Annotated in this window: 25 protein-coding genes and 3 tRNA genes; 11 read left to right on the top strand and 17 right to left on the bottom strand. The window is 71.0% G+C overall.

The window, feature by feature from the left end; genetic code table 11:
* Window positions 1-1040, bottom strand: a 1040-nt coding sequence (locus AB0J52_RS04245) for a DAK2 domain-containing protein (RefSeq protein WP_500180112.1), incomplete at its 3' end; no start/stop codon positions are given.
* A gap of 238 nt (window positions 1041-1278) precedes the next feature.
* On the opposite strand from AB0J52_RS04245, the gene rpmB reads away from it, so the two are divergent.
* Window positions 1279-1473, top strand: coding sequence for a 50S ribosomal protein L28 (gene rpmB / locus AB0J52_RS04240; protein WP_030164391.1), 195 nt, complete (start codon window positions 1279-1281; stop codon window positions 1471-1473).
* Between the two features lie 118 nt (window positions 1474-1591).
* Here the strand turns inward: rpmB and thiD are convergent, their stop codons facing one another.
* The 3 genes from thiD to AB0J52_RS04225 form a co-directional block, all read right to left on the bottom strand.
* Window positions 1592-2404: a bifunctional hydroxymethylpyrimidine kinase/phosphomethylpyrimidine kinase gene (gene thiD, locus AB0J52_RS04235; RefSeq protein WP_500180111.1), complete on the bottom strand. Its 813-nt coding sequence runs from the start codon at window positions 2402-2404 to the stop codon at window positions 1592-1594.
* A 74-nt stretch (window positions 2405-2478) separates the two neighbouring features.
* The gene (locus AB0J52_RS04230; protein ID WP_500180110.1) at window positions 2479-2985 is read right to left on the bottom strand and encodes a cellulose binding domain-containing protein; all 507 of its coding nucleotides are present in this window, start codon (window positions 2983-2985) and stop codon (window positions 2479-2481) included.
* Between the two features lie 200 nt (window positions 2986-3185).
* Window positions 3186-4235 carry a thiamine-phosphate kinase gene (locus tag AB0J52_RS04225; protein ID WP_500180109.1) on the bottom strand — a complete coding sequence of 350 codons (1050 nt, stop codon included), beginning with the start codon at window positions 4233-4235 and terminating at the stop codon, window positions 3186-3188.
* Window positions 4236-4347: 112 nt separating this feature from the next.
* On the opposite strand from AB0J52_RS04225, the gene AB0J52_RS04220 reads away from it, so the two are divergent.
* The 3 genes from AB0J52_RS04220 to AB0J52_RS04210 all read left to right on the top strand — a co-directional run bounded on the left by AB0J52_RS04220 (window position 4348) and on the right by AB0J52_RS04210 (window position 7003).
* Window positions 4348-4581: an Lrp/AsnC ligand binding domain-containing protein gene (locus AB0J52_RS04220; protein WP_500180108.1), complete on the top strand. Its 234-nt coding sequence runs from the start codon at window positions 4348-4350 to the stop codon at window positions 4579-4581.
* Window positions 4582-4663: 82 nt separating this feature from the next.
* Window positions 4664-5176, top strand: coding sequence for a DUF3515 domain-containing protein (locus AB0J52_RS04215; RefSeq protein WP_500180107.1), 513 nt, complete (start codon window positions 4664-4666; stop codon window positions 5174-5176).
* 168 nt (window positions 5177-5344) lie between these two features.
* Window positions 5345-7003, top strand: coding sequence for a TlrC/CarA/OleB/SrmB family ABC-F type ribosomal protection protein (locus tag AB0J52_RS04210; protein WP_500180106.1), 1659 nt, complete (start codon window positions 5345-5347; stop codon window positions 7001-7003).
* On the opposite strand, the gene AB0J52_RS04205 is transcribed toward AB0J52_RS04210, so the two are convergent.
* From AB0J52_RS04205 to AB0J52_RS04180, 6 genes are read right to left on the bottom strand one after another with little or no spacing between them, the layout of a single operon-like run.
* Window positions 6967-7536 (bottom strand): Cif family virulence factor, encoded by a 570-nt coding sequence (locus AB0J52_RS04205; protein ID WP_500180105.1) that lies wholly within the window; start codon window positions 7534-7536, stop codon window positions 6967-6969. The genes AB0J52_RS04210 and AB0J52_RS04205 overlap by 37 nt on opposite strands.
* Window positions 7536-7727 carry a ferredoxin gene (locus AB0J52_RS04200; RefSeq protein ID WP_500180104.1) on the bottom strand — a complete coding sequence of 64 codons (192 nt, stop codon included), beginning with the start codon at window positions 7725-7727 and terminating at the stop codon, window positions 7536-7538. The genes AB0J52_RS04205 and AB0J52_RS04200 overlap by 1 nt, the downstream gene beginning before the upstream one ends.
* Window positions 7724-9049: a lanosterol 14-alpha demethylase gene (cyp51, locus tag AB0J52_RS04195; protein ID WP_500180103.1), complete on the bottom strand. Its 1326-nt coding sequence runs from the start codon at window positions 9047-9049 to the stop codon at window positions 7724-7726. Before cyp51 ends, AB0J52_RS04200 begins: the two co-directional genes overlap by 4 nt.
* Entirely contained in the window at window positions 9046-9825 is a 780-nt protein-coding gene (locus AB0J52_RS04190) for an SDR family oxidoreductase (protein WP_500180102.1), read from the bottom strand. Before AB0J52_RS04190 ends, cyp51 begins: the two co-directional genes overlap by 4 nt.
* The gene (locus tag AB0J52_RS04185) at window positions 9826-11010 is read right to left on the bottom strand and encodes a cytochrome P450 (protein WP_500180101.1); all 1185 of its coding nucleotides are present in this window, start codon (window positions 11008-11010) and stop codon (window positions 9826-9828) included. It lies immediately after the preceding gene.
* Between the two features lie 14 nt (window positions 11011-11024).
* Complete coding sequence (locus tag AB0J52_RS04180) at window positions 11025-11582, bottom strand: TetR/AcrR family transcriptional regulator (RefSeq protein WP_500180100.1); 558 nt, start codon at window positions 11580-11582, stop codon at window positions 11025-11027.
* Between the two features lie 119 nt (window positions 11583-11701).
* Here AB0J52_RS04180 and AB0J52_RS04175 point away from each other — a divergent pair, with 119 nt between their 5' ends.
* The 3 genes from AB0J52_RS04175 (at window position 11702) to AB0J52_RS04165 (ending at window position 13805) form a co-directional block, all read left to right on the top strand.
* Window positions 11702-12043 carry a hypothetical protein gene (locus tag AB0J52_RS04175; RefSeq protein WP_500180099.1) on the top strand — a complete coding sequence of 114 codons (342 nt, stop codon included), beginning with the start codon at window positions 11702-11704 and terminating at the stop codon, window positions 12041-12043.
* The gene (locus tag AB0J52_RS04170) at window positions 12040-12702 is read left to right on the top strand and encodes a nucleotidyl transferase AbiEii/AbiGii toxin family protein (RefSeq protein WP_500180098.1); all 663 of its coding nucleotides are present in this window, start codon (window positions 12040-12042) and stop codon (window positions 12700-12702) included. Before AB0J52_RS04175 ends, AB0J52_RS04170 begins: the two co-directional genes overlap by 4 nt.
* 89 nt (window positions 12703-12791) lie before the next feature.
* A complete protein-coding gene (locus AB0J52_RS04165; protein WP_500180097.1) occupies window positions 12792-13805 on the top strand; it encodes an aldo/keto reductase in 1014 nt (337 codons plus the stop codon).
* A gap of 42 nt (window positions 13806-13847) precedes the next feature.
* Here AB0J52_RS04165 and AB0J52_RS04160 read toward each other — a convergent pair whose 3' ends face one another.
* Both AB0J52_RS04160 and AB0J52_RS04155 read right to left on the bottom strand, forming a co-directional pair.
* Window positions 13848-14051, bottom strand: a complete 204-nt coding sequence (locus AB0J52_RS04160) for a hypothetical protein (protein WP_500180096.1) — start codon at window positions 14049-14051, stop codon at window positions 13848-13850.
* The gene (locus AB0J52_RS04155) at window positions 14048-14461 is read right to left on the bottom strand and encodes an ATP-binding protein (RefSeq protein ID WP_500180095.1); all 414 of its coding nucleotides are present in this window, start codon (window positions 14459-14461) and stop codon (window positions 14048-14050) included. Before AB0J52_RS04155 ends, AB0J52_RS04160 begins: the two co-directional genes overlap by 4 nt.
* A 168-nt stretch (window positions 14462-14629) precedes the next feature.
* On the opposite strand from AB0J52_RS04155, the gene AB0J52_RS04150 reads away from it, so the two are divergent.
* The 3 genes from AB0J52_RS04150 to AB0J52_RS04140 are packed head-to-tail and all read left to right on the top strand — an operon-like array spanning window position 14630 to window position 15836.
* Window positions 14630-15397, top strand: a complete 768-nt coding sequence (locus AB0J52_RS04150) for a helix-turn-helix domain-containing protein (RefSeq protein WP_500180094.1) — start codon at window positions 14630-14632, stop codon at window positions 15395-15397.
* Window positions 15388-15573 (top strand): DUF397 domain-containing protein, encoded by a 186-nt coding sequence (locus AB0J52_RS04145; RefSeq protein ID WP_500180093.1) that lies wholly within the window; start codon window positions 15388-15390, stop codon window positions 15571-15573. Before AB0J52_RS04150 ends, AB0J52_RS04145 begins: the two co-directional genes overlap by 10 nt.
* A 5-nt stretch (window positions 15574-15578) precedes the next feature.
* A complete protein-coding gene (locus tag AB0J52_RS04140; RefSeq protein ID WP_500180092.1) occupies window positions 15579-15836 on the top strand; it encodes a DUF397 domain-containing protein in 258 nt (85 codons plus the stop codon).
* Window positions 15837-16234: 398 nt separating this feature from the next.
* Here the strand turns inward: AB0J52_RS04140 and AB0J52_RS04135 are convergent.
* The 5 genes from AB0J52_RS04135 to AB0J52_RS04115 form a co-directional block, all read right to left on the bottom strand.
* Window positions 16235-16316 (bottom strand) — tRNA-Tyr (locus AB0J52_RS04135).
* Between the two features lie 5 nt (window positions 16317-16321).
* A tRNA-Leu gene (locus AB0J52_RS04130) sits at window positions 16322-16395 on the bottom strand.
* Between the two features lie 4 nt (window positions 16396-16399).
* A tRNA-Leu gene (locus tag AB0J52_RS04125) sits at window positions 16400-16473 on the bottom strand.
* A 275-nt stretch (window positions 16474-16748) separates the two neighbouring features.
* Entirely contained in the window at window positions 16749-17033 is a 285-nt protein-coding gene (locus AB0J52_RS04120; protein ID WP_500180091.1) for an STAS domain-containing protein, read from the bottom strand.
* The gene (locus AB0J52_RS04115; protein WP_500180090.1) at window positions 17033-21202 is read right to left on the bottom strand and encodes a SpoIIE family protein phosphatase; all 4170 of its coding nucleotides are present in this window, start codon (window positions 21200-21202) and stop codon (window positions 17033-17035) included. Before AB0J52_RS04115 ends, AB0J52_RS04120 begins: the two co-directional genes overlap by 1 nt.
* 603 nt (window positions 21203-21805) lie before the next feature.
* Here AB0J52_RS04115 and AB0J52_RS04110 point away from each other — a divergent pair.
* Complete coding sequence (locus AB0J52_RS04110; protein ID WP_500180089.1) at window positions 21806-22174, top strand: STAS domain-containing protein; 369 nt, start codon at window positions 21806-21808, stop codon at window positions 22172-22174.
* Window positions 22175-22300: the final 126 nt, after the last annotated feature.

Here is a 22300-nt window from a genome sequence, read left to right as displayed (position 1 = left end):
GCCCCGGGCGCGCGCCGCACCACCCGCGCGCCGCCCGCCTCGAACAGCTCGGCCAGGCCCTCGGCGGCAGTGACGGCGACCACGGCCCGCCCGACGCAGGGCGGATGCGGGCCGCCGCCATCGGCGGCGGCGAGGTAGGTGACGCGGATCCGGTGCGGACGGCCCGCCGCCAGCCCCGCCTCGATCGCGGCCCCGGCGTCGTCCACGTGGACATGGACATTCCACAGGCCGTCACCGCCGACGACCACGAGCGAGTCGCCCAGGCCGTCCAGGGTGCTCCGCAGGAGGTCGATGCCGTCGTCGGGGGCGTCCAGGAGGTACATGACCTCGTATCCGGGCCCGGGCGGGGCGGCGTCCGGCCGTGCCGCCCGGTGGGCCGACCCAGGAGCGGGCGGGATGCGCGGCGGGATCTCGTAGTGCTCGGGGTACTCGTCGGTGATCACGGCGGCGAGGGCGTCGAGGACCACGCACAGACCCGCCCCGCCCGCGTCCACGACGCCGCTGCTGGCCAGCGCGTCGAGCCGTCCGGTCGTGGCCCGCAGCGCCCGGCGCGCACCGGCCGCCGCGGCCCGCGCCGCCCCGGCCAGCGTCGGCTCGTCCCCGGTCCCGGCGGACGCCTCGTCCAGGACGCTCAGGATCGTCCCCTCGACGGGGTGCTCGACGGCGTGCCTGGCCCGCAGGGCCGCGTAACCGAGCGCCTCGCCGAGGATCCGGCCGTCCGGCGGAGGCGCGCCCCGGCCGCCCAGGATCTCGGCCATGCCGCGCAGGAACTGGCTGAGGATCACCCCGGAGTTGCCGCGCGCCCCGAGCAGCGCGCCGCGCGCGAGCGTCCCCCACACCTCGGGCGCCCCGGCGTCCTCGGGGAGCTCGTGGACGGCGTCGGCGGCGGACAGGACGGTCAGGTGCAGGTTCGTGCCGGTGTCGCCGTCCGGGACGGGGAACACGTTGAGCGCGTCGATCTCCGCGCGGGTGCGGCCCAGCGCCTCGGCCGCCAGCCCGCACCACCGCCGTACCGCCGCGCCGTCGAGGACCTCGCCCACACCCGCTCCCGTCGGCCGTTCCGCTTTCCGGAAAGCACCGGTCTATCGCGGCGGCGGCGTCCTTGGGAACACCGGCGGACGGACCGAACCCGCAGGCCGATTCGCCTATGGGGCGATCCCTGGGCTACTCTGATTCGTGCGCCTCGTCCCGGGGCGCTTGTCAGGATGCGCCTCCGGTGAGTCTCACCGATCAGAGGCGGTCCGGTCCAGAGCATCGACACCCAACTTGGAGTTTCCCGTGGCTTCCGTCTGCGACGTCTGCGGCAAGGGACCCGGTTTCGGCATGCGCGTCTCCCACTCGCACCGCCGCACCCCGCGCCGCTGGAACCCCAACATCCAGCGCGTGCGCGCCGTCGTGAACGGCAGCACGAAGCGGATCAACGCCTGCACCTCCTGCATCAAGGCGGGCAAGGTCGTCAAGCCGACCGTCTGATCCTTTCCAGACTTCGGAGACCGGTCGAGGGGTTCGCCCTCCGGCCGGTTTCTGTTTTGCCCTGACGTCCTCGACGCCGCCCCCGGAGCCCGACCGTGCTCCGGGGGCGGCGTCGGGTTCAGGCGTGGTGCAGGTTCCAGCCGTGGTCGACCGGGCCGATGCCCGTGCCCAGGGGGAAGCCGGCGGCGATGGCGCCGGTCACATAGCGCTTGGCCTTCTCGACGGCCTCCGGGACCGGCTCGCCCTTGGCCAGGTTCGAGGCGATCGCGGACGCGAGCGTGCAGCCGGTGCCGTGGGTGTGCCGGTTGTCGTGGCGCTCGGCGGTGAAGCGGTACTCCTCGGCGCCGTCGAACAGCAGGTCGGCGGGCTCACCGGGCAGGTGGCCGCCCTTCACCAGGACCCAGCGCGGGCCCAGCTCCTTGACTGCCTCGGCGGCCGCCCGCATGCCCGGCTCGTCCACGACCTTGACGCCGGTGAGCTGCTCGACCTCGAAGAGGTTGGGGGTGACGATCGTGGCGACCGGCAGCAGCCGCGTCCGGACGGCGTCGACGGCGTCCCCGGCCAGGAGCGAATCGCCGTGCTTGGACACCCCGACCGGGTCGACCACGACCGGCGCGGACACCTCGGCGAGCATCTCCGCGACCAGCTCTACCAGCGGCCTCGACGCGAGCATGCCGGTCTTCACCGCGTCCACGCCGATGTCGGACAGGACCGAGTCGAGCTGGGCGCGGACGGCTTCGGGGGGCAGCTCCCAGTAGCCCTGGACGCCCAGGGAGTTCTGCGCGGTCACGGCGGCGATGACGCTCATGCCGTGGACGCCGTTGGCGAGCATGGTCTTCAGGTCGGCCTGGATCCCCGCGCCGCCGCCGGAGTCGGAGCCGGCGACGGTGAGGACGAGCGGAGGGGCCTGACCTGGCTGGTGGGACGTCATACCGCCCACTCTAGGCAATCGGCGCGCCACGTGATCCCGGGCACGGACGGGTGCGCTCCGGGCGGACGGCGGGGTCAGCCGCGGACGCAGACCTCGCGGTTGAGGACGCAGTCGACGGGCGCGGCGACCGGCCCCACGGACGTGTAGGTGATGCGCAGCGACGCCCCGGGCGGGAGGGCCTGGCCGGAGCGGCTGCGGACGTGCACGACGTGGCCGGTCTTGACGACGGCCGCGCCGCTGACCGCGCGGACGGTGCCGCCGGGGACGCGGAACGCGAGCGCCCACTTCGGGACGGTCTTCGAGCCGTGGTTACTGATCGTGACGATGCCGCGGAAGCCGCCGGAGGTGCGGGAGGCGACGCGGAACGCGACGGTGAGCTCGGAGCGGCCGGCGCCGCGGCTGGCGCGCTCGCCGGGCGAGCGCTGCGACATGGTGCCGTCGCTCGGCCCGTTCGCGTCCTGCGGGGTGGCCGCCTGGGGCGACTTGTTGAAGTTCAGCGAGATCTGCCGCGTGCTGTAGGCGAGCACCATGACGCCGACCGCGAGCATGAGCGCGACGAGCGGCATCAACGGGAACGGCACGTGGTCGACCAGTTGCTTCCACCGAGGGCCCGAAGAGGGCCCGGCCGGTGGCGGCGGAGCCTGGTCGTCGGGCGCCTCGAGTCTGGTGTGTCGTCCCATCCCATCCCTCTTCGATCACAGGATGTATACCAAACCCTCACCAAGCATGCCTACCGGACGAGTAAACGCCACGGCGGGCGTTGACCCCCCTTAACCTGGGCTTAACCCCGGAAATGGTCCCATCCCCGGACGTTTGGAACGCTCCCGTCGACGGTCACTCCGGCCCCCTCGGAGACCCTTCCGACGACCGTCCAGGTCGTGGGAAGCTCGGCGCCGGCGGGGAAGGTCGCGGCGAACGCATGGTCCTCTCCGCCCGTGAGGGCCAAGTGGAGAGGATCCGGCATCGGGACATCGTCCGCCGCCGTTTCGGGCGAGGTTTTACCTTCTCGATGCACTGACGGCGATTCGCCACGGGATGCGCCATCCTGCTCCTTCCCGCCGGACACGCCGATCCCGCTTGCCACGTCGGACGCGGCGAGCCGGGGCGGCAAGGGAACGGCGGCGGCCGTCACGTCGATCGCGACGCCCGACCGTTCGGCGATGTGCCCGAGGTCTTGCAGGAGACCGTCGCTGACGTCCAGCATCGCGGTCACTCCCAGCGACCGCGCCTCCTCCCCCGCCGCGTACGGCGGCTGCGGACGGCGGTGGGCGGCGATCAGCTCGGCCGGGCCGTCGAGGCCGTGCTCCAGCAGGTGCAGCCCGGACGCCGCCCAGCCGAGCCGGCCCCGCACCGCGACCACGTCGCCCGGGCGCGCGCCGGAGCGGGTGACGGGCGGCGCGCCGCCGAGGTCGCCGAGCGCGGTCACCGCGATCGTGATGGTGGGCGAGCCGACCGTGTCGCCGCCCGCGACGGACGCGCCGACCAGCGCCGCCTCGTCCACGATGCCGTCGGTGAGCCGCTGCGCCCACTCCGCCGACGTGCCGCCCGGCGCGCCGAACCCGACGAGCAGCGCCGTCGGCCGGGCGCCCATCGCGACGACGTCGGCGAGGTTCTGCGCGGCGGCCTTTCGGCCGATGTCATAAGGGGACGACCAGTCGATCCGGAAATGGCGGCCTTCGACGAGGACGTCGGTGGTGGCGACGACCCGGCCGTCCGGCGCGGCCACCACGGCGGCGTCGTCACCCGGGCCGAGCAGCACGTCAGGGCCGAGGGGCCGTCCGGTCACCCTGCGAATCAGCCCGAACTCGCCGAGGTCGCCGATGCTCTCCACGTTTCTCCCGTTCTCCCCCGTTTATCCGCTCTGCGGCCCCCGGTCGCCCGTGCCGGCGCGTAACACGATACGGTGACCGTCCGACGTTGAATCTCCGCCCGGGGAGGACGTGATGGTGCAGGCCTACATCCTCATCCAGACCGAAGTGGGCAAGGCCGCGGACGTGGCAGGTCAGATCCGCGGCGTCACCGGCGTGACCCTGGCGGAGGACGTCACGGGTCCCTACGACGTGATCGTTCGAGCGGAGGCGCGCAATGTCGACGAGCTCGGCAAGCTCGTCGTCGCCCAGATCCAGGGTGTCGAGGGCATCACGCGAACGCTCACCTGCCCGATCGTCCACATCTAGAACGGCCGCGCACGGGCCGGCCGTGTCCGCCCCCTCCGCGACTCGCGCGTCCGTGTCTCGCGCGTCCGTGCCCGAGGCGTCCGTGTCCGGTGCTTCCGCGTTCCGGCAGTCCGTGTTCGGCGGGTTCAGGGCGGTCGTGCGCAGGGGTGCGGCCGGGCTCTCGCTGCTGGCCCTGACTCCGCTGTTCGCCGCCTGCGGCGCGGGCGCGGTGTCGGTGCCCGCGCCGAAGCCGGACGCGGCGACGCTCAAGCTGTGCGAGGGGCTGCGGCTGCCCGCCAAACTACGCGGCCTGAAGCGCCGCGACACCACGCCCGACTCCCCGCTGACCGCCGCGTGGGGCGATCCGGCGATCGCGCTGCGCTGCGGGGTGCCGCTGCCGTCCACCTACCGGATGGACGAGCAGCTCATGGAGGTCAACGGGCTGAAGTGGCACGGCTATCCGCACGACCGGCCGATCACCTGGACGGTGCTCGGACGCCAGGCGTACGTCGAGGTGACGATCCCGCCGAAGTACGCGCCGCCCGGCGACACCCTGATCGAGATCGGGCAGGCCGTCAGCGCCACGATTCCGGCCAAGCCCGAAAACCAGATCTAGTGCGGGACAATCCCCTTGCCTTGATCGCGGAGTTGACGTAACGTCCGGGGCGTGGGTTCGCTGATTTTTCTCTGATCGACACGTGACCGCCGCGTTGAGCGCCTGAGCTCCGCCGCGGAACGTGTGCCGACGCGTCCCTGTCGATCAGAGCACCCACTGGAGTTCTTCTTGCGCACCGCGCAACTCACCCTTCGTCATGTCACCAAGCGCTACGCCGACCGTGTCGTCCTGAGCGACGTCGAGCTGACCGTGAAGCCCGGCGAGAAGGTCGGCGTCATCGGCGACAACGGAACCGGCAAGTCCACCCTGCTCCGGCTGCTCGCCGGACGTGAGCACGCCGACAACGGCGAGCTGACCGTCATCGCGGACGGCGGTGTCGGCTACCTGCCGCAGACGCTCGCGATGCCCGCGCACGAGACCGTCCAGGCGGCGGTCGACCTCGCGCTGGCCGATCTGCGCGCGCTCGAAGCCCGGATGCGGGCCGTCGAGGAACGGCTCGCGGACGACCCGTCCCTGCTCGGCCTCTACGGCGACCTGCAGGAACGGTTCGAGGAGCGCGGCGGTTACGACGCCGAGGTCCGCCTGGACGTCGCGCTGCACCACCTCGGCCTGCCCGGTCTCGACCGCGCGCGTCCGCTCGGCACGCTGTCCGGCGGCGAGCGCTCGCGGCTCGCTCTCGCCGGCGTCCTCGCCGCCTCGCCCGAACTGCTCCTGCTGGACGAGCCGACCAACGACCTGGACGACCAGGCCGTCGGCTGGCTCGAAGAGCACCTGCGCGCGCATCGCGGGACGGTCGTCGCGGTCACCCACGACCGGGTGTTCCTCGACCGGCTGACCACGACCGTCCTGGAGGTCGAGGCGGGGAGGGTCGTCCGGTACGGCAACGGGTACGCCGGCTACCTGGCCGCCAAGGAGGCCGAACGGGCCCGCCGCCTGCGCGAGTACGAGGAGTGGAGGCACGAGGTCGGGCGCAACAGCGGCCTGGTCGCCTCCAACGCGGCGCGCCTGGACGCGATCCCCCGCAAGATGGAGAAGGCCGGGTTCGGCGGCGGGCCCTTCCGTGCGCGCGGGCGGGCGCACGGCGCGATGAGCCGCATCCGCATCGCCAAGGAGCGTGTCGAGCGGCTGACAGCGAATCCGGTCGCGCCGCCGCCCGAGCCGCTGTCGTTCACTGCCGACGTGCGGGCCGCGGAAGACGCCGCGGCGCGGTCGAGTGACGGGACGGTCGTCGCCCTGGACGGTGTGCGGGTCGGCGACCGGCTCGACGTGCCGTTCCTGCGGATCGGGCCGGGCGAGCGGCTGCTCGTCACCGGCCCGAACGGCGCGGGCAAGTCCACACTGCTCAAGGTCATCGCCGGTGAACTGGAGCCGGACGACGGCACGGTCGTCCGGCCGAAGCGGATCGGGCACCTCCGGCAGGACGAGGTCCCCTGGCCGCGCGCGATGAGCGTGCTCCGCGCGTTCGCGCACGGCCGGCCCGGCGATCTGGACGGGCATGCCGACACCCTGCTGTCGCTCGGCCTGTTCGAGCCGTCCGACCTGGGCCGCCGGGTCGGCGAGCTGTCATACGGGCAGCGCCGCCGGATCGAGCTGGCCCGGCTCGTCGCCGACCCCGCCGACCTGCTGCTGCTGCTCGACGAGCCGACCAACCACCTGTCCCCCGTGCTGGTCGAGGAACTGGAGGCCGCGCTGGCCGGGTACGCGGGCGCGCTCGTGACCGTCACGCACGACCGGCGGATGCGGTCACGCTTCACCGGATCACGGCTCGTCCTCGACCAGGGACGGATCATTCACCACATCGGAACGGGAGCCTCACCGCGCGGGTAGTACCCGGGCACCGGTTCCCGGGCGGCGGCCCTGTCGAGACGGCGTCTCATGCCGTCCGACAGGGCTCCCGCCTTCATCATCTCCACGAACACCGCCGTGACGTTGCCGAGGTCGAACCAGTCGCGCTGCCAGGACCAGCGCATGTCACCGGCGTAGCGGAACCAGCTTCCGCCGATCCCGGCGACCTCGTACGGCGTGCCGTCGGGGCGCTCGGCGTCGGCGACCTGCTTCCAGAACCCGACGACCTCACCGCGCCGCTCGTCCACGAGAATCGCCTGGTAGGGATAGGACCAGCCGTCGAGCCCGCCCATCTCGGCGCCGAGTGCGATGTCGCGGATCTCGGCGCGTCCGACGGCCATGAAGTCCTGGCCCGGGCCGACGTTCCAGCCGTAGGTGGCGTCCTCGGTGTAGAGGTCGGCGAGCGGACGCCAGTCGCCGGCCGCCTCGCAGCGCCGGTTGGCCTCCAGCCAGTGCTCGACCATCGCGTCCAGTTCGGCTCGGGGGAACGCGGACGTGCTGGGCATCTCGGGCATCACGTCTCCATCCGCAGGGCTTGGGTCGGGCAGTACCGGACGGCGGCCGCCACCTCGTCGCGAAGCCCGTCGTCCGGTTCGGGGTCGAGGACGCGGACCTTGCCCTTCCTCGGCACCGCGAAGACGTCCGGCGCTTCCAGTTCGCACATCGCGTGCCCCTGGCAGAGGTCGAGGTCGGCTTCGATCCTCATCGCCGCCTCCGGTAGCGGACGACGCACGGCCGCGCGAGCTGGACGACCATCTTCGAGTGGTCGTTCCGGTACGTCCCGGGCGGCTGCGCGAGCTCGAACTCCCAGTCCCGCAGGAGGACGGAGAAGATGGCCTTGAGCTGGATCAACGCGAAGTTCGCGCCGACGCAGCGGTGCCGTCCCGCGCCGAACGGGACCCACGTCCAGCGGTTGAGCAGATCCTCCTCCCTCGGCGCGGCATACCGTTCGGGGCGGAACGCGTCGGGGTCGGGAAAATCCTCGGGGATGCGGTTCGAGACGGCGAGCGAGCAGCCGACCATCGTGCCCGGGACGATGGTGTGGCCCTGGACCTGGAGTTCGCGCTGCGCCACCCGGAGGACGAGGATCAGCGGCGGATGCAGCCGGAGGGCCTCCTTCACCGCCGACTCCAGTCGCGGGATCGCGCGGAGCGCCTGGAAGCCGACGTCCCGGCCGTCGGCGTACAGGTCGTCCAGCTCCTTGGTGACGTCCCGCAGGACGCCGGGGTTCCGGAGCAGTTCGATCAGCGTCCAGGCGGCCGTGCCGGACGAGGTGTGGTGCCCGGCGAACATCATCGAGATGAACATGCCGGTGACCTGGTCGGCGCTGAACCTCGGCGTCCCGTCGGGCTCGCGGATCGACAGCAGGACGTCGAGCAGGTCGCGGTCCGCGCGCGGCGGGTCCGGATCCCGGCCGTCCATGATCTGCTGGACGAGCCGGACCAGCGCCGCCCGCGCCTCGTCCCGCCTGCGGAAACTCTCGATCGGCGCGTAGGGGTCGACGTAGGCGATCGCGTCGGTGCCGCGCTCCAGGTCGTGGTACAGCTCGGCGAACCGGCGGTCGAGCTGCTCGCGGAACTTCCGCCCGATCAGGCACGCGGACGAGGTGTAGATGGTCAGCTCGGCGAACCAGTCGAGCAGGTCGATCTCGCCCTCGTCGGCCCAGTCCGCGACCATCCGGCGGACCTCCCCGGCGATCGTCGCGGCGTGACCCTTGAGGAAGGAGCCCTTGAGCGCCTGGTTGTGCAGGGCCTCGCGGCGCTGCTCGGGCGTCGCGTCGAAGACGACGCCGGTGCCGAAGATCGGCGTCATGAACGGGTACGCCTCGGCCTGGTCGAGATCCTCGTCCGGGGCGCGGAAGAAGAACTCGTTGGCCTCGGCTCCGGTCAGCTGCACGACGCGGCGTCCGCCGATCCGGAACTCGCCGACGTCACCGCATTCGTCCCGGACGCGGCGCATCAACGCGATCGGGTCGTGGCGGAGTTCTTCCAGGTGGTCGGGGCCACCCGACACGACGGGAATGGTCACTTCTCCTCCAGCGGGGCTTCCGGCTGGACCTCGACCAGCGAGAGGTGCGCGCCGCGCGGCATGCCCACGACGGCCGACACGGCGGCGGCGACATCGGACGGGCGCAGGAAGTAGGGGTGCCGGGCGTGCCCCCACTTGACCCAGTCGTCCAGGACCTTGCCGGTGGTCTCGGGATCCCAGTTCATCCCCATGCCGGTGGCCGTCGGCCCCGGCCGGACGAGCGACGCGCGCACGCCCGTCCCTTCGAGTTCCATCTGCATCTGGCGGGCCATGCCTTCGACACCGCTCTTCGCCGCCACGTACGCGCCCATGCGCGTCCGGGGTGAACGGACGACGTCGGACGAGATGAACACGACGTCACCGCGCCCGCGTGCGACCATGCCGGGCACGAACGCCGACACCAGCCGGTGCGCGCCGACGAGATGGACCTGGACCTGCGCAGCGAACTCGTCCGAGTCGAGTTCGTCCAGGCGCTGCGCGTGGAGATCGCCCGCACCGGAGACGACGACCTCGATCGCGCCCAGCTCGTCCTGCGCCGCCTGGGCGAACGCCTTGACCGAGTCACCGTCGCCCACGTCCAGCGGATGCGCGAACGCCTCGCCTCCACCCGCCCGGATCGTCGCGGCCAGATCCTCGCATCTCTCCACGCGCCGAGCGCCGAGCGCGACCGGGTGTCCGGCCATCGCGAGCGCCGTCGCCGTGGCCTCCCCGATCCCGGACGAAGCGCCCGTCACCACCGCCGGCCGCCGCGTCGGATGCGGCTCGAACCTGGGCATCTACCTCGCCTCCCATCGCACGGGCAGGCTCGCGAACCCGCGCACGTTGATCGAGTGGACGCGTCGCGCGTTCGCCTCGTCCACCTCGAAGCCCCTGATCCGGCGGAGGAGCGCGGTGAGGGCGATGCGCGCCTCCAGGCGGGCGAGGTTCGCGCCGAGGCAGAAGTGCCGTCCGCCGCCGAAACTGACGAGCTGGGAGGTGTCGCGGTCGAGGTCGTACTCGTCGGCGCGGACGAAGACGCGCGGGTCGCGGTTGGCCGAGCCGATGAGCAGCAGCATCCGCGCGCCCGCTGGGACGGTCGTGCCGTGCAGCTCGACGTCCTGCGTGACCGTCCGGCCGATCATCTGGGACGAGGTGTCGTAACGGAGCGTCTCCTCCACCCAGTCGTCCACGCGGCGGAGGTCGGCGAACGGTTTCCGCAGCTGGTCAGGGTTGCGGTATCCCCAGTACAGGGCGTTGGCGAGGAGTTTCGTCGTCGTCTCGCTCCCGGCCACGACCATGAGGAACAGGAAGGCGATGAGCTCCCTGTCGTCCAGCCGGTCGCCGTCGGTCTCCACGTCGATCAGCGCCGAGGTGAGGTCGTCGCCCGGATGCCGGCGCTTGTCCGCGACGAGGTCCTGGTAGTAGCCGACGAGCGTGAGCGCCGCCTCCATCCCGGCCTGCGGGACGTCGTGCACGCCGTCCTCGCGGTGGACGACCAGGTCGGCGAGCCGCCGCACCTCGTCCCGGTCGGACTCGGGGACGCCGATCATCTGGGAGATCACGTCCATGGGCAGCCGACCGGCGAAGTCGGCCACCCAGTCGCACTCACCGCCGCTCAGCGCCTCGTCCAGATAACGCCTGGTCAGGTGTCGTATGCCGGAACTCATCCGGTCGACGCGACGTGGCGTGAACCCCTTGGAGACGAGCGCGCGCATGCGCGTGTGCTTGGGCGGGTCGAGCGCGAGGAAGGACATCGTCCGGTGCGCGGACGGCCCCCACGCGCTCGGCTCCAGCGAGACACCGTTGCGGTTGGAGTAGGTCGCGAAATCACGGAACGCCTTGGCGACGTCCGCGTGCCGGGACAGCGCCCAGAAATCGAGCTGTTCGTTGCGGTAGAGCGGCGCTTCTTCCCGCAGGCGCGCGTACAGGGGGTAGGGGTCTTCGTGGACGGCATAGTCGTACGGGCTGTAGGAGGGGTCCACAGCCGCCACCTCACTTAGGAGTCGGGCAGGATCAGCTCCGCCATCTCTTCCAGTCGGTCGGCCACGCGCGCGTACGAGGTGTAACCCATCCCCGCGTGCACGAGCGCCCCCGAGTAAGCAAGTTCCAACGCGCCCAGCACCTTCTGGTCGTCCGAGCCGAGCGCCTTCCGCAGCCGCCCCCGGATCGCGACCCCGATCTTCAGGCGCAGCTCCCGGACGTCCGGGTCGGTGCCGAGCATCGCCGCGGTGCAGGCGGCCGCGAGTTCCGGCTCGTCCGACACCAGCAGCGCGATCTCCCGCAGCACCTCGACGACGCGGGCGCGCCCCGGCGCTCCGTGAACCTCCGGCAACGCGCTGAGCCGCCGCCAGAACACCTCGGTGACCAGGTGGTTCTTGGACGCGAAGTACGTGTAGGCCGTCGCCGGCGCCACCCCCGCGCGCCGCGCGACGTTCCGCACGGTCAGCCCGTCGAACCCGACCTCCCGGACCTCTTCCACCGCGGCCCCGGTCAGCCCCCGCACCGTCTCCGCCTGCCGCGAGGTCAGCCGCCGCCGGGTCGACTCGGTCGCCATTTCCCTAGACACATGTCCAGACAGTAGTTCAGCGTTCCTGGCCTGACAACCAGGCACCCGACACGACGACCTCTGGCACTCTGGGTGTTGAGCCGAGCGTTCTGAGCGATAATGGAGTCATGGCGTCGTCCCTTGTCCAGCCCTCCCGCGGAGCGATCCTCCGCGAGCGCTATCGGTCGCGTCTGCCCGGCTCCTTGGATGAGCTGTCCGGCCCGACGCACGGCGAAGTCCAACTGCCGCTCCAGATCGCCTGGTCAGGGCTGACCAAGTTCGATCTCTCCCTTCCCAGGCAGCGGATGAGCATGTACTGCACGGTGCTCGCCGAGGGCCGACGCGACGATATCGCCGAATTTCTGAACAAGGAACTTCTCCTCGCCCAGTGGCCCGTCTTGAGAACCCTCGTCAGCCGCGCGATCAGGGACGTGTGGGAAGCGCGTTTCGCCGCTCTCGCGACCGCATGAGACTGCCCGATCTGCATCGGCGGATCCTGGCGGACATCCTGGACTTAGGTGCCCAGTACCCACTCGTCATCACCGGCGGGTACGCGGTCCAGGCACACGACCTCGTCCATCGGCTGAGCCAGGACCTCGACGTCGCCACAGAGAACCCCGCCCCGATGAAAGAGATCATCGAGACGCTCAGCCGCGGATTGACCGCCCGCGGGTGGCGGGTCCGCCAAGTCGAGGTCGATCCCCTGTCCGGGCGGCTCCTGGTCTCCACGGCATCGGGAGACGACCAATGCGAGGTGGACGTCCTCAAAGAGGCGTTCTGGCAGACTCCCGTCACCACTGAGTACGGCCCGGTACTCGCGTTGGACGACGTCATCGGCACGAAGATGCGCGCGTTGGCCGATCGAGGCGTGGCCCGCGACCTCATCGATATCCACGCCGCCTCGGCGGGTCGCTCTCGCTCCCAACTCGAAAGCCTCGGCCGGCGGCACGCTCGGGAGGATTTCTCCCTCCATGACCTCCGTGACCGGCTGGCCGGTGCCCAGTGGCGTGATGACCAGGAGTTCACCGCCTACGGTCTGTCCTTCGCCGACATCGAAATGATCAGGCTGTGGGCCCAGGATTGGGCGGACGACTTGGACAGGCGGCTCTACGAGCACGACGGCGACTGACACTGCGGTGCGGAGCGGCGACGCCGTGTCCACGCTCGGTCGCCGCAGTGCCCATTCCGAATGCGGTTCGCGCGGCTAGCGTCTGGTCTGTGCGATACCGACTCTTCGGCCAGACCGGCCTGCGCGTGTCCGAACTGTTCCTCGGCGCGATGACGTTCGGCGACCCGGACGGCCCCGGCGCTTCCCTTGATGAAAGCCGCCGCGTCCTGGACGCCTACGCCGACGCGGGCGGCAACTTCGTGGACACCGCCATCAACTACCGGAACGGCGCGAGCGAGGAGTACCTGGGAGAACTCCTCGCCGAACGCCGCGACCGGTTCGTCCTCGCGACCAAGTACACCGTCTCCCGCGACGGCGACGACCCCAACGCGGCGGGCAACCACCGCAAGAACCTGCGCCTCTCCCTCGAGACCAGCCTGCGCCGCCTGCGCACCGACCACATCGACGTCTACTGGGTGCACATCTGGGACCGCAACACGCCCGTCGAGGAGACGATGCGCGCGCTGGACGACGCCGTCCGCGAGGGCAAGGTGCTCTACGTCGGCATCTCGGACGCGCCGTCCTGGGTCGTGGCCCGCGCCAACACGCTCGCCGAATGGCGCGGCTGGACGCCTTTCGCCGGCCTCCAGGTCCCCTACAGCCTGCTGAAGCGCGACATCGAGACCGAACTGCTGCCCATGGCCGAGAGCTTCGGCATGACCGTCGCGGCATGGAGCCCGCTGGCGAACGGAATCCTGTCCGGCAAGTACAACAGCGGGACCGCGACCCGCACCCGCCTGGACCCGAGCCAGGTCAGTGACCACGATCTGGCCGTGGCCAAGACGGTCGGCGAGGTCGCGGACGAGCTGGGAGCGACGAGCGCTCAGGTGGCGCTGGCCTGGGTCCGCGCCAGTTCACCGGCCGTGCATCCCATCATCGGAGCTCGGACGGCCGAACAGCTGACCGACAACCTCGGCGTTCTGGACGTGACGCTCGAACCCGAGGTCGTGCAACGCCTGAACGAGGTGTCCGGCTTCAAGCCCGGATTCCCGACGGACTTCATCGGAGGCACCCAGCAGTTCGTCTACGGCAAGGTCTCCGCCCAAGTCGACGACCGCCGCTGACCCGCCTCCCCCCGCCCGGCACCGCACCGCCGGGCGGCGGTGTCAAACGGCGCCCGCCCCGCTCGCAACCCACCCGCGGGCGGCCTCGGGATCGGCGCGAACGAGGGCGTCGGCGAGGGCCTCGGCGGACGAGGCGCTGACGAGGACGACACCCGCCGCGCGCCAGACCGACCGGTCGTCCACGAAGACGTCCCACTGCGGGAAGGCTTCGCGGAGGAGGTGGAGCAGCAGAACGCGGCCGGTCACTGGGCGTCCAGGACGGCGAACACGACCTTGCCTCCGCCCCCGCGGGCGCGGACGCCCCACGCGAGGGTCATCAGCTCGACCATGGCCAGCCCGCGCCCGGACGTCCCGTCCAGGGTGAGCGGCTGGACGACGGGCTGGACGTCCGAGCCGTCCTCCACCTCGATCACCGGCCCCGCATCCGAGAGCAGCACCCGCGCCGTGATCGGATCGCCGGCGTGACTGGCGTGCTTGAGCGCGTTGGTGACGAGTTCCGTGACGACCGTCCGCGCGAGATAGACCAGGTCGGACGCGTATTCGTGGGCACCGAACCACTCCGCCACGAAATCCCGCACCTCCTTGATCGACTCCCCGCACGCCGCCACCAGGATCTCGGCGACCGCCGTCGCAAGCTGATCGTTTTCGCTGCTCATGTACGCCCCTCGCGATTTCCCTCACGCAGAGTTGCCGAATGCGCACTCATCCAGCCATGCGGCGGCGTAGCGTTCCGTGACAGTCAGCGAGCGCCAACAACTCACTCGCATTCGTTAACTGCTTCACAGGGGACGGTGAACGGGATGCCTCGGAGCAAGATCGACCCGGTGCTGCTCAACTTCGGTCAGGGCGTGAGGCGATTCCGCCTATGCGCGAACCTCAACCAGGAAGAGCTGGGCAAACTCACCAACGTCTCCCGCAGTTACGTCACGCTCGTGGAGACCGGCCGAACCCGCTGCCGCCGCGACTACGCCGAGCGCACGGACGAGGCCCTCCATGCCAGGGGCGAGATCATTCAGGCATGGGACGATCTTCTCCAGGAGTTCAAGGCAGCCCGATATCCCGCATACTTCGGCAACTTCCCTCGCGCCGAGAGCACCGCAAGCATGCTCCGCACCTATGACGAGCACTTGATCTATGGGCTCTTCCAGACGGAAGCGTACGCACGGGCCGTCCTTCGGGACGAGACCAATGTCAAGTCCCGCATGATGCGACAGGAGATCCTTTTTCGAGATCCTCCGCCCGCCGTCTATGCCGTCATGGAGGAGAGCGTCCTCTACAGAGAGGTCGGAGACGCCTCAACGATGCGGCACCAGCTTGACCATCTGTGCGAGCTGAGTTCCATGGAGAACATAACCCTTCAGGTGCTGCCGGTGATCTATGTCCGCAACGCGCGGGCCTCGTTCGCCATTACCACCCAACTTGATCAGAGGGAGCTAGGGTATACGGACAAGGCATATGGTGGGGAAACATCATCCCATGCCGAGGATCTCGCGAAGCTCAATGAAACCTTCGCCCGCCTGCAGGGTGAGGCGTTCAACGTGCGCGAGACCAGGGCATTCATCAGGAAGGTGAGCGATCAACGATGGACCTGAGCCAAGTGGTCTGGCGCAAAGCCTCACGAAGCAACGAAGATGGCGCCAACTGCGTGGAGGTGGCTGGCACACACAGGGGGGTGGCGCTGCGGGACAGCAAGACCCCTGAGGGCGGGATGCTCACTCTGAGCCGGGAAGGGTTCGGGGCCGTCCTCGCGGCCGTCAAGGAGGGGTAGCCGCAATGGGTCTGAGTCAAGTGATGTGGCGTAAGGCCTCCCGCAGCAGCGATGCCGGCGACAACTGCGTCGAAGTCGGTTCCGTTCCCAGCTCCGCGTGGCGCAAGGCTTTGCGTAGCAACGAAAGCGGCGACAACTGTGTGGAGGTTGCCGAGGCGCATGGCGGGGTGGCGCTGCGGGACAGCAAGGACCCCGAGGGCGGGATGCTCGCCCTGAGTCGGGACGGGTTCGGCGCCGTCCTTGCGGCTGTCAAGGAGCGATAGCCGCCCGTGTGGTTTCTGGGTCTTGTGTGATTCCCGGGGCGCGTTGGAACGGGTAAGTGTTACGTATTACCACTCGGTCGAACACACGGCGTGGTAGTTGGAATCAGGCCCTTGAACAGGGCACATGTCCGGCTTAGCGTGAGCGGTGACGCATCTCCGACCTGGCAGGGAGACCTCCATGCGCCGTCGTCTCGCCGCCGCCTTGGTGGCGGCCACAATGAGTCTCGGCTTCACAGCCGCGATCGCTGCCGCGACCGCCGCACCCGCTGCCGCCGACGCCCAGCACTGCTGCTGACCGACCGACCTGTGACGCCCCGCCTCGGCGGGGCGTCAAGCATGAGAACCGCGGAAAACCATCCCGCTCGCGAAAGAGGCCGTTTCCGTCGACTCATGCTGTGTGGGGTGGGTGGGATTCGAACCCACTCAGCGTTAGCACCTGCTTTACAGGCAGGCCCGACTCTCCTGCTTCGGCGCCACCCCTGGCGTGCCCTCGATGGGATTCGAACCCATACCATCCCGGCCCTCAACCGGACGCCTCTACCTGTTGGACTACGAGGGCGTCGTGCGGCTCCGGGGATTCGAACCCCGATCATCCGGCTCCTGAAGCCGGCGCCTCTACCTGTTGGACCAGAGCCGCGCGCGTTCTTCGGTGGAATCTCGGCGTCACCCGCGCGCGGGCCGGAGTCAGGAAGCGAGGTACCGGCCGGTGCTGGCGAGCGACGCCTTGGGCAGTCGCTTGGGCAGTCGATAGAGCTTCAGCATGGCCGGTCCTCCTCTCGAAGCTTGTCGTCCGTTGCGGACGTTCATCAGAATGCCGCGGTCGCGGAAACGGCGCAACGGAATTAAGAGTCCGTCCCGCAGCGGAAAGGGTCGCGGTGGCGGCCTCGCGCTGCGGGACGGCGGGCGATCGGGTCAGTTGCGGACGGTGGCGAGCTCGGCGAGGCCGGAGATGGTCAGGACGGGCATGAGGAGGGGTCCGGCGATCAGGGTCAGGCGGTCGGCGTGCGGGAAGAGCACGCTCAGGCCCGCGCTGTCGAGGTACTCGACGCCGGTGAGGTCCAGGAGGAGAGGGCCGGACGTGCGGGAGAGCGCGGCGGCCAGGTCTTCGGTGTTGCTCATGTCGATCTCGCCGACGGCGGTCAGCGAAGCCGTGCCATCGGGCATTCGGCCAGGCGTGAGCGTCAGGGGCGTGGTCATCAGGCGATCCTCGCGTGCATGTCGACGGTGGTGCCGGACGGGCCGGGGGTGACGGTGACCTGCCTCATCAGGGCGCGCATCAGCCCCATGCCGCGGCCGCGGTGGGTGTTGAGTTCGGGTCGTGGGGTCTTCCAGCGGCCGGTGTCGACGATCGTCAGGCGCAGGTCGTCGACGAAGGCCTCGGCGCGGAAGTACACCGCGTCACCGGGGGCGTCGCGGTGGCCGTGCTCGATGGCGTTGGCGCAGGCCTCGCCCGCCGCCACCAGGATGTTCTGGACGGTGCCCGGCGGCAGGTCGCACTGGTCGAGCCAGCCGCGCAGGGCCTTGCGGACGGGGGCGAGCTGCGCCGACTCGGCGGGGAAGGACATCTCCAGCGGGGCCGGGTGCCGGTACAGCAGCAGGGCGACGTCGTCGTCGTAGCCGTCGTCGGGGGCGAGCCTCTTCATCACGGCCGTGGCGAGGTCGTCGACCGCCGTGTTCCGGCCGATCTGGAGGGCCTCGCCCGCCTGGTCGATGCCGGCGCTGAGCGGACGGCGGCGGCGTTCGACGAGCCCGTCGGTGTACAGCAGCAGCGTCGAGCGGGCGGGCATGGTGCAACTGCTCTCCGGGCGCGTCCTGCCGGGCCGGACGGCCAGCGGCAGCCCGCGTCCCTCCTCCAGGAGGCGGGTGACGCCCTCGGGGTCGACGAGGATGCCGGGCGGGTGGCCCGCGCTGGAGTAGGTCAGCCGCCCGGTCTCGGGGTCGAGGACGCCGCAGAAGACGGTGGTGCAGGACGCACCGGGGACTCCGGCGGCGAAGTGGTCCAGGGCCATCAGCGTCTGCGCGGGGCTGGCCTCCTGCAGCAGCAGGGCCCGGCAGGCGCTGCGCAGCTGGCCCATGACGCTGGCCGCTTCGAGGCCGCGGCCGACGCAGTCGCCGACGACGATCCCGATCCGGCCGTCCGGCAGCGGGACCGTGTCGTACCAGTCGCCGCCCACCTCCAGCGGCTGGGTGGCGGGCTCGTAACGGACGGCGAACCCCTCGGGCAGATGGGACGGCCCGAGGATGGCGCGCTGGAGGGCGATGGCGGTCTCGCGCTGCTGGTCGATCTGGTGGGCCCGGGCGAGGCCCTGGGCGAGCCGGCCGCCCAGCAGGGACAGCAGCAGCTGGTCCTCGTCGCCGAAGGGCCGGCGCTCGCCGAGGTCGATCCACAGGGCGAGCGGGCCGTCGGGGTGCTCGAACAGGATGCCGGCCCCTTCGCGGCCGGCGCTGGGGGTGAGCTCCGGCTGGCCGCGCAGGCGGTCCAGCGAGGAGCGGTGTTCGGCGGGCAAGGTCCTCCAGGTGAGAGAGGGGTCGGTGGCGGTCACGGCGGGTTCGTCGCCGGGACCGAAGACGGCGGCCCCGACGTAGCGGGCCCGCCAGAGGTCCTTCAGTACCGCGAGGGCGCCGTCCAGGGCCTCGGGCAGGCTGGTCGCCTCGGACAGGCACGTGCCCAGGGCGGCGAGGGCGCTCTCGCGCTGGATGGCGTAGTGCTCGGAGGTCGCGTCGCGGAAGGTGCCGACGATCACGGTGCGTCCGGTGTCGGGGTCCTGGACCCGGTTGAAGGTGGCGCTGATCCAGACCTGGTGCCCGTCGCGGTGGACGGCCGGGACGGTGAAGCTGCCCCGGTCGTGGTCGAGCAGCCCGCCGAAGGCGTCGGCGACCAGCCGATGGGCCTCGGGGTCGGCGGCGGCGTCCGGCCACCAGGGGTGGACGGCCTGGTAGGGCAGGCCCTCGGGGCCGTAGCCGAGGATGTCGGTGAACGCCGCGTTGATCTCGATGACCGCGCCGTCCTCGGCGCAGACGAAGAACCCCTCCTGGAGGGAGTCGACCAGCGCGGTGCGCCAGCGGGCGTGGTGGCCGCGCAGCCGCGCCAGCTCGATGTTCGCGCGCACGCGGGCGAGGAGCTCGGCCGCGACGAACGGCTTGACCAGGTAGTCGTCGGCGCCGGCCCGCAGGCCCTCGATGGACGCCTCCTCCCCCGCCCGGGCCGACAGCAGCAGCACCGGCACCGCCGCCGTCCGGGGGTCGGTGCGGAGCGCGCTCACCAGGGCGAGACCGTCCAGGCCGGGCATCATGACGTCGCTGACCACCAGGTCGGGCGGGTCGACCCGGACGGCGTCCAGGGCCTGCCGCCCGTCCTCGACCGTCCGGACCTCGTAGCCCGCGCCGGCCAGCAGGCGGGCGAGGTACTCGCGCATGTCGGCGTTGTCGTCGGCGACGAGCACGCGTGCCGACGGCCCGTGCGAGACCGTCAGGGCGTCGGCGCCCGGGTCCGTGTCCTCCCTCACCTCGGCGGGCGCGGACGACGCCGGCTCGTCCGGCAGCCAGCGCAGCGCCTCCTGGACGAACGGGTCGGCGGCGGTGGTCGGCACGCCCGCGCCCGCTTCCTCCAGGACGGCGTGCGCGGGCAGATGGGCCGAGCCGAACGGCAGCCGGATGGTGAAGCGGGTGCCCTCCTCCTCGGTGGACGTGGCGGTGATGGCCCCACCGTGCAGTCCCACCAGCTCCTTCACGAGGGCGAGGCCGATGCCGCTGCCCTCGTTGGAGCGGGACCGGGCGTTCTCGATGCGGTGGAACCGCTCGAACAGCCTGGGCATCTCTTCCTCGGCCACGCCGATCCCGGTGTCCTCGACGACCACCACGGCCGCGCCGTCCTCGGCGCGGGTGGTGACGCGCACCGAGCCGTCGAAGGTGAACTTCAGGGCGTTGCTGAGGAGGTTGAGCAGCACCTTCTCCCACATGGCCCGGTCGATGTACACCGGCTCGGGCAGCGGCGGGCAGTCGACATGGAACTCCAGCCCGGCCTTGTCGATGGCGGAGCGGAAGACGCTGGCCAGCTCGGCGGTGACCGCGGAGAGGTCGACCGGCTCGTAGCGGGCCTGGACCCGGCCCGCCTCGATGCGGGAGAAGTCCAGCAGGGTGTTGACCAGCTTGCCCAGCCGCAGCCCGTTGCGGTGGATGACGTCCAGCTCCTCGCGCACGCGCGGGTCGGCGTCGGCGAGCCGCTGCCGCAGCTCCTGCACCGGACCCATGATCAGCGTGAGCGGGGTGCGGAACTCGTGGCTGACGTTGGAGAAGAAGGTGGTCTTCGCGCGGTCCAGCTCGGCCAGCTCCTCGGCCCGGCGCTGCTGGGCCTGGTAGCTGCGCGCGCTGGCGATGCCGGTGGCCACGTGCCCGGCGACCAGCTCGACGAACGAGCGGTAGTCCTCGTCCAGCGAGCGGTAGCGGTTGAGGCCCGCCACCATGAAGCCGTAGGGGACGTCGCCCTGCTGCAGCAGGGGCACCACGAGCGCCTGCTTGGGAGGCCGGTCCCACAGGCGGGCGGGCAGGTCATCGAACAGGCCGCCGTCCAGGGAGACCAGGGCGGATTCCTCGCGCGCCAGGGCCGCCACGGGCCACGGGTCCTCGGCGCCCGCCGGCAGGTGCTCGGCCGCCGCGGAATGTCCGGCCGGGACGCCGGTGGCGGAGGCGAGGCGGGCGCCGCCGTCGTCCTCGAACAGGTAGGTCAAGGTGAACGGCAGGTCGTGCGGGTTGCGGTCGAGCTGCTCGGAGGCGAAGTCGAGCATCTCCTGCTGGGTGCGGACCACGCTGGGGTCGGAGCCGAGGTCGCGCAGGGTCGCCAGGCGGCGTTCCCCGATGACGCGCTGGGTCTCCTCGATGACCACGCACAGCATGCCGACCACGTTCCCGGCGTCGTCGCGCAGCGGGCTGTAGGAGAAGGTGTGGTAGCTCTCCTCGGTGTAGCCGGAGCGCTCCAGGAACAGCAGCAGCCCCTCGTCCCAGGTGGCTTGCCCGGTGGTCAGGACGGTGTCGATGCGGGGGCCGATGTCGTCCCAGATCTCCGCCCACACCTCGCGGGCCGGCCGGCCGAGCGCCCAGGGGTACTTCTGCCCGAGGGTGTCGTGCCGGTAGGCGTCGTTGCAGAAGAAGGTGAGCTGCGGGCCCCAGGCCATCCACATCGAGAACTTCGACGACAGCAGGATGCTCACGGCCGTCCGGAGGCTCTGCGGCCAGGTCTCGGGCGCTCCGAGCGGCGTGGCCGTCCAGTCCACCCTGGCCAGGTCACCGCCGATCCTCGCGTCCGCGGTGAACACGTCGGCCCCGCTCGCCGGCGGCCCGAAGGGTTCACTGCCCCCCGAATGCGTCACTGAGCACCCCTTCGTTCACGTGGACGTTCCGTGCGGTCCGCCGGCTCCCGAACCGCCTGACGGCAGGCTGCCGCGCGGCCTCATGACCGTGCGCGGAACGGGGGCGCGCCGAGGGCACGGCAAGGGCCCGCCGGCGCATTCCGTAGGATAAGTCAGCCAGACCCCGGGCTGGCATGCATCGCGGCGGTCGATCGAGGGGACGGGAGACACCATGACGGTGACGGATCGTCCCCCGCCTTCCGATGTCGAAACCGCTGCTGAGGGCGCACGGCCGCGCTTCTCCGCGCCACCGGCCGATTGCGGCCGCGGAGAGATCGGTCACACCGCTCGCGCGGCTGATCCGGCCGTCCGCGCCGTCCCCCGGAACCGGGCCGTCCCCCTGAACCAGGCCGTCCGCCGTCCAGCGGAACGAGCCGCGCACTCCCGAATCCCGCGCCGAGGCCGGACGCCCCGCCACCGCTCTCCCGCGGTCCCCCCCGTCTCCGGCCCTGCCCACCGCGCACGCACCGTTCATCGACCTGAGCCGTGGGAACGGCGGCGGCACCGCCTCGCCGGCACTGCCCGTCCCGTCGGCCAGGGTCCACGCTCGACAGAGGAGAAAAGGTGACCGACCGCACCCTGACCGCCGTTCCCGGCCCGCATCCCTCGGGGGCCACCGTGCTGGCCGTGAGCGGTGAGCTCGACCACCACACCGCGCCCGACCTCACCGAGGTCATCATGGAGATGCCCTTCGACGCCGGGACGCCGGTGATCATGGATCTGACCGAGCTGACCTACTGCGACTCCACCGGCATCACCGTGCTCGTGACCACCTACAAGCGCGCCCAGGCGAGCGGCACGCCGCTGGTCCTCGTGGGGCTGAACGCCGACCTGACGCGGGTCCTGGAGATCGTCGGCCTGGACAAGTTCTTCACCTTCCGGCCCACGGTCGAGGAGGCCGTGGAGACGCTGCGCTCGTCCGTCGAGCCCTGACCGGGCGCCGCCGCGCCCGGCCTGACGAGGTGGGCGCGGCGGGGGCGAAGTGGGTGGGGGTGGGTATAAGAAAACTGAAAACTACAAAGAACAAAAAAAAAAAAAAGTTTGACGGGTTTGTTTATT

Origin of the sequence: Spirillospora sp. NPDC049652, assembly GCF_040675125.1 — a bacterium.
GTDB lineage: Bacteria > Actinomycetota > Actinomycetes > Streptosporangiales > Streptosporangiaceae > Spirillospora.
This window is presented reverse-complemented; position numbering and strand designations above follow the sequence as displayed.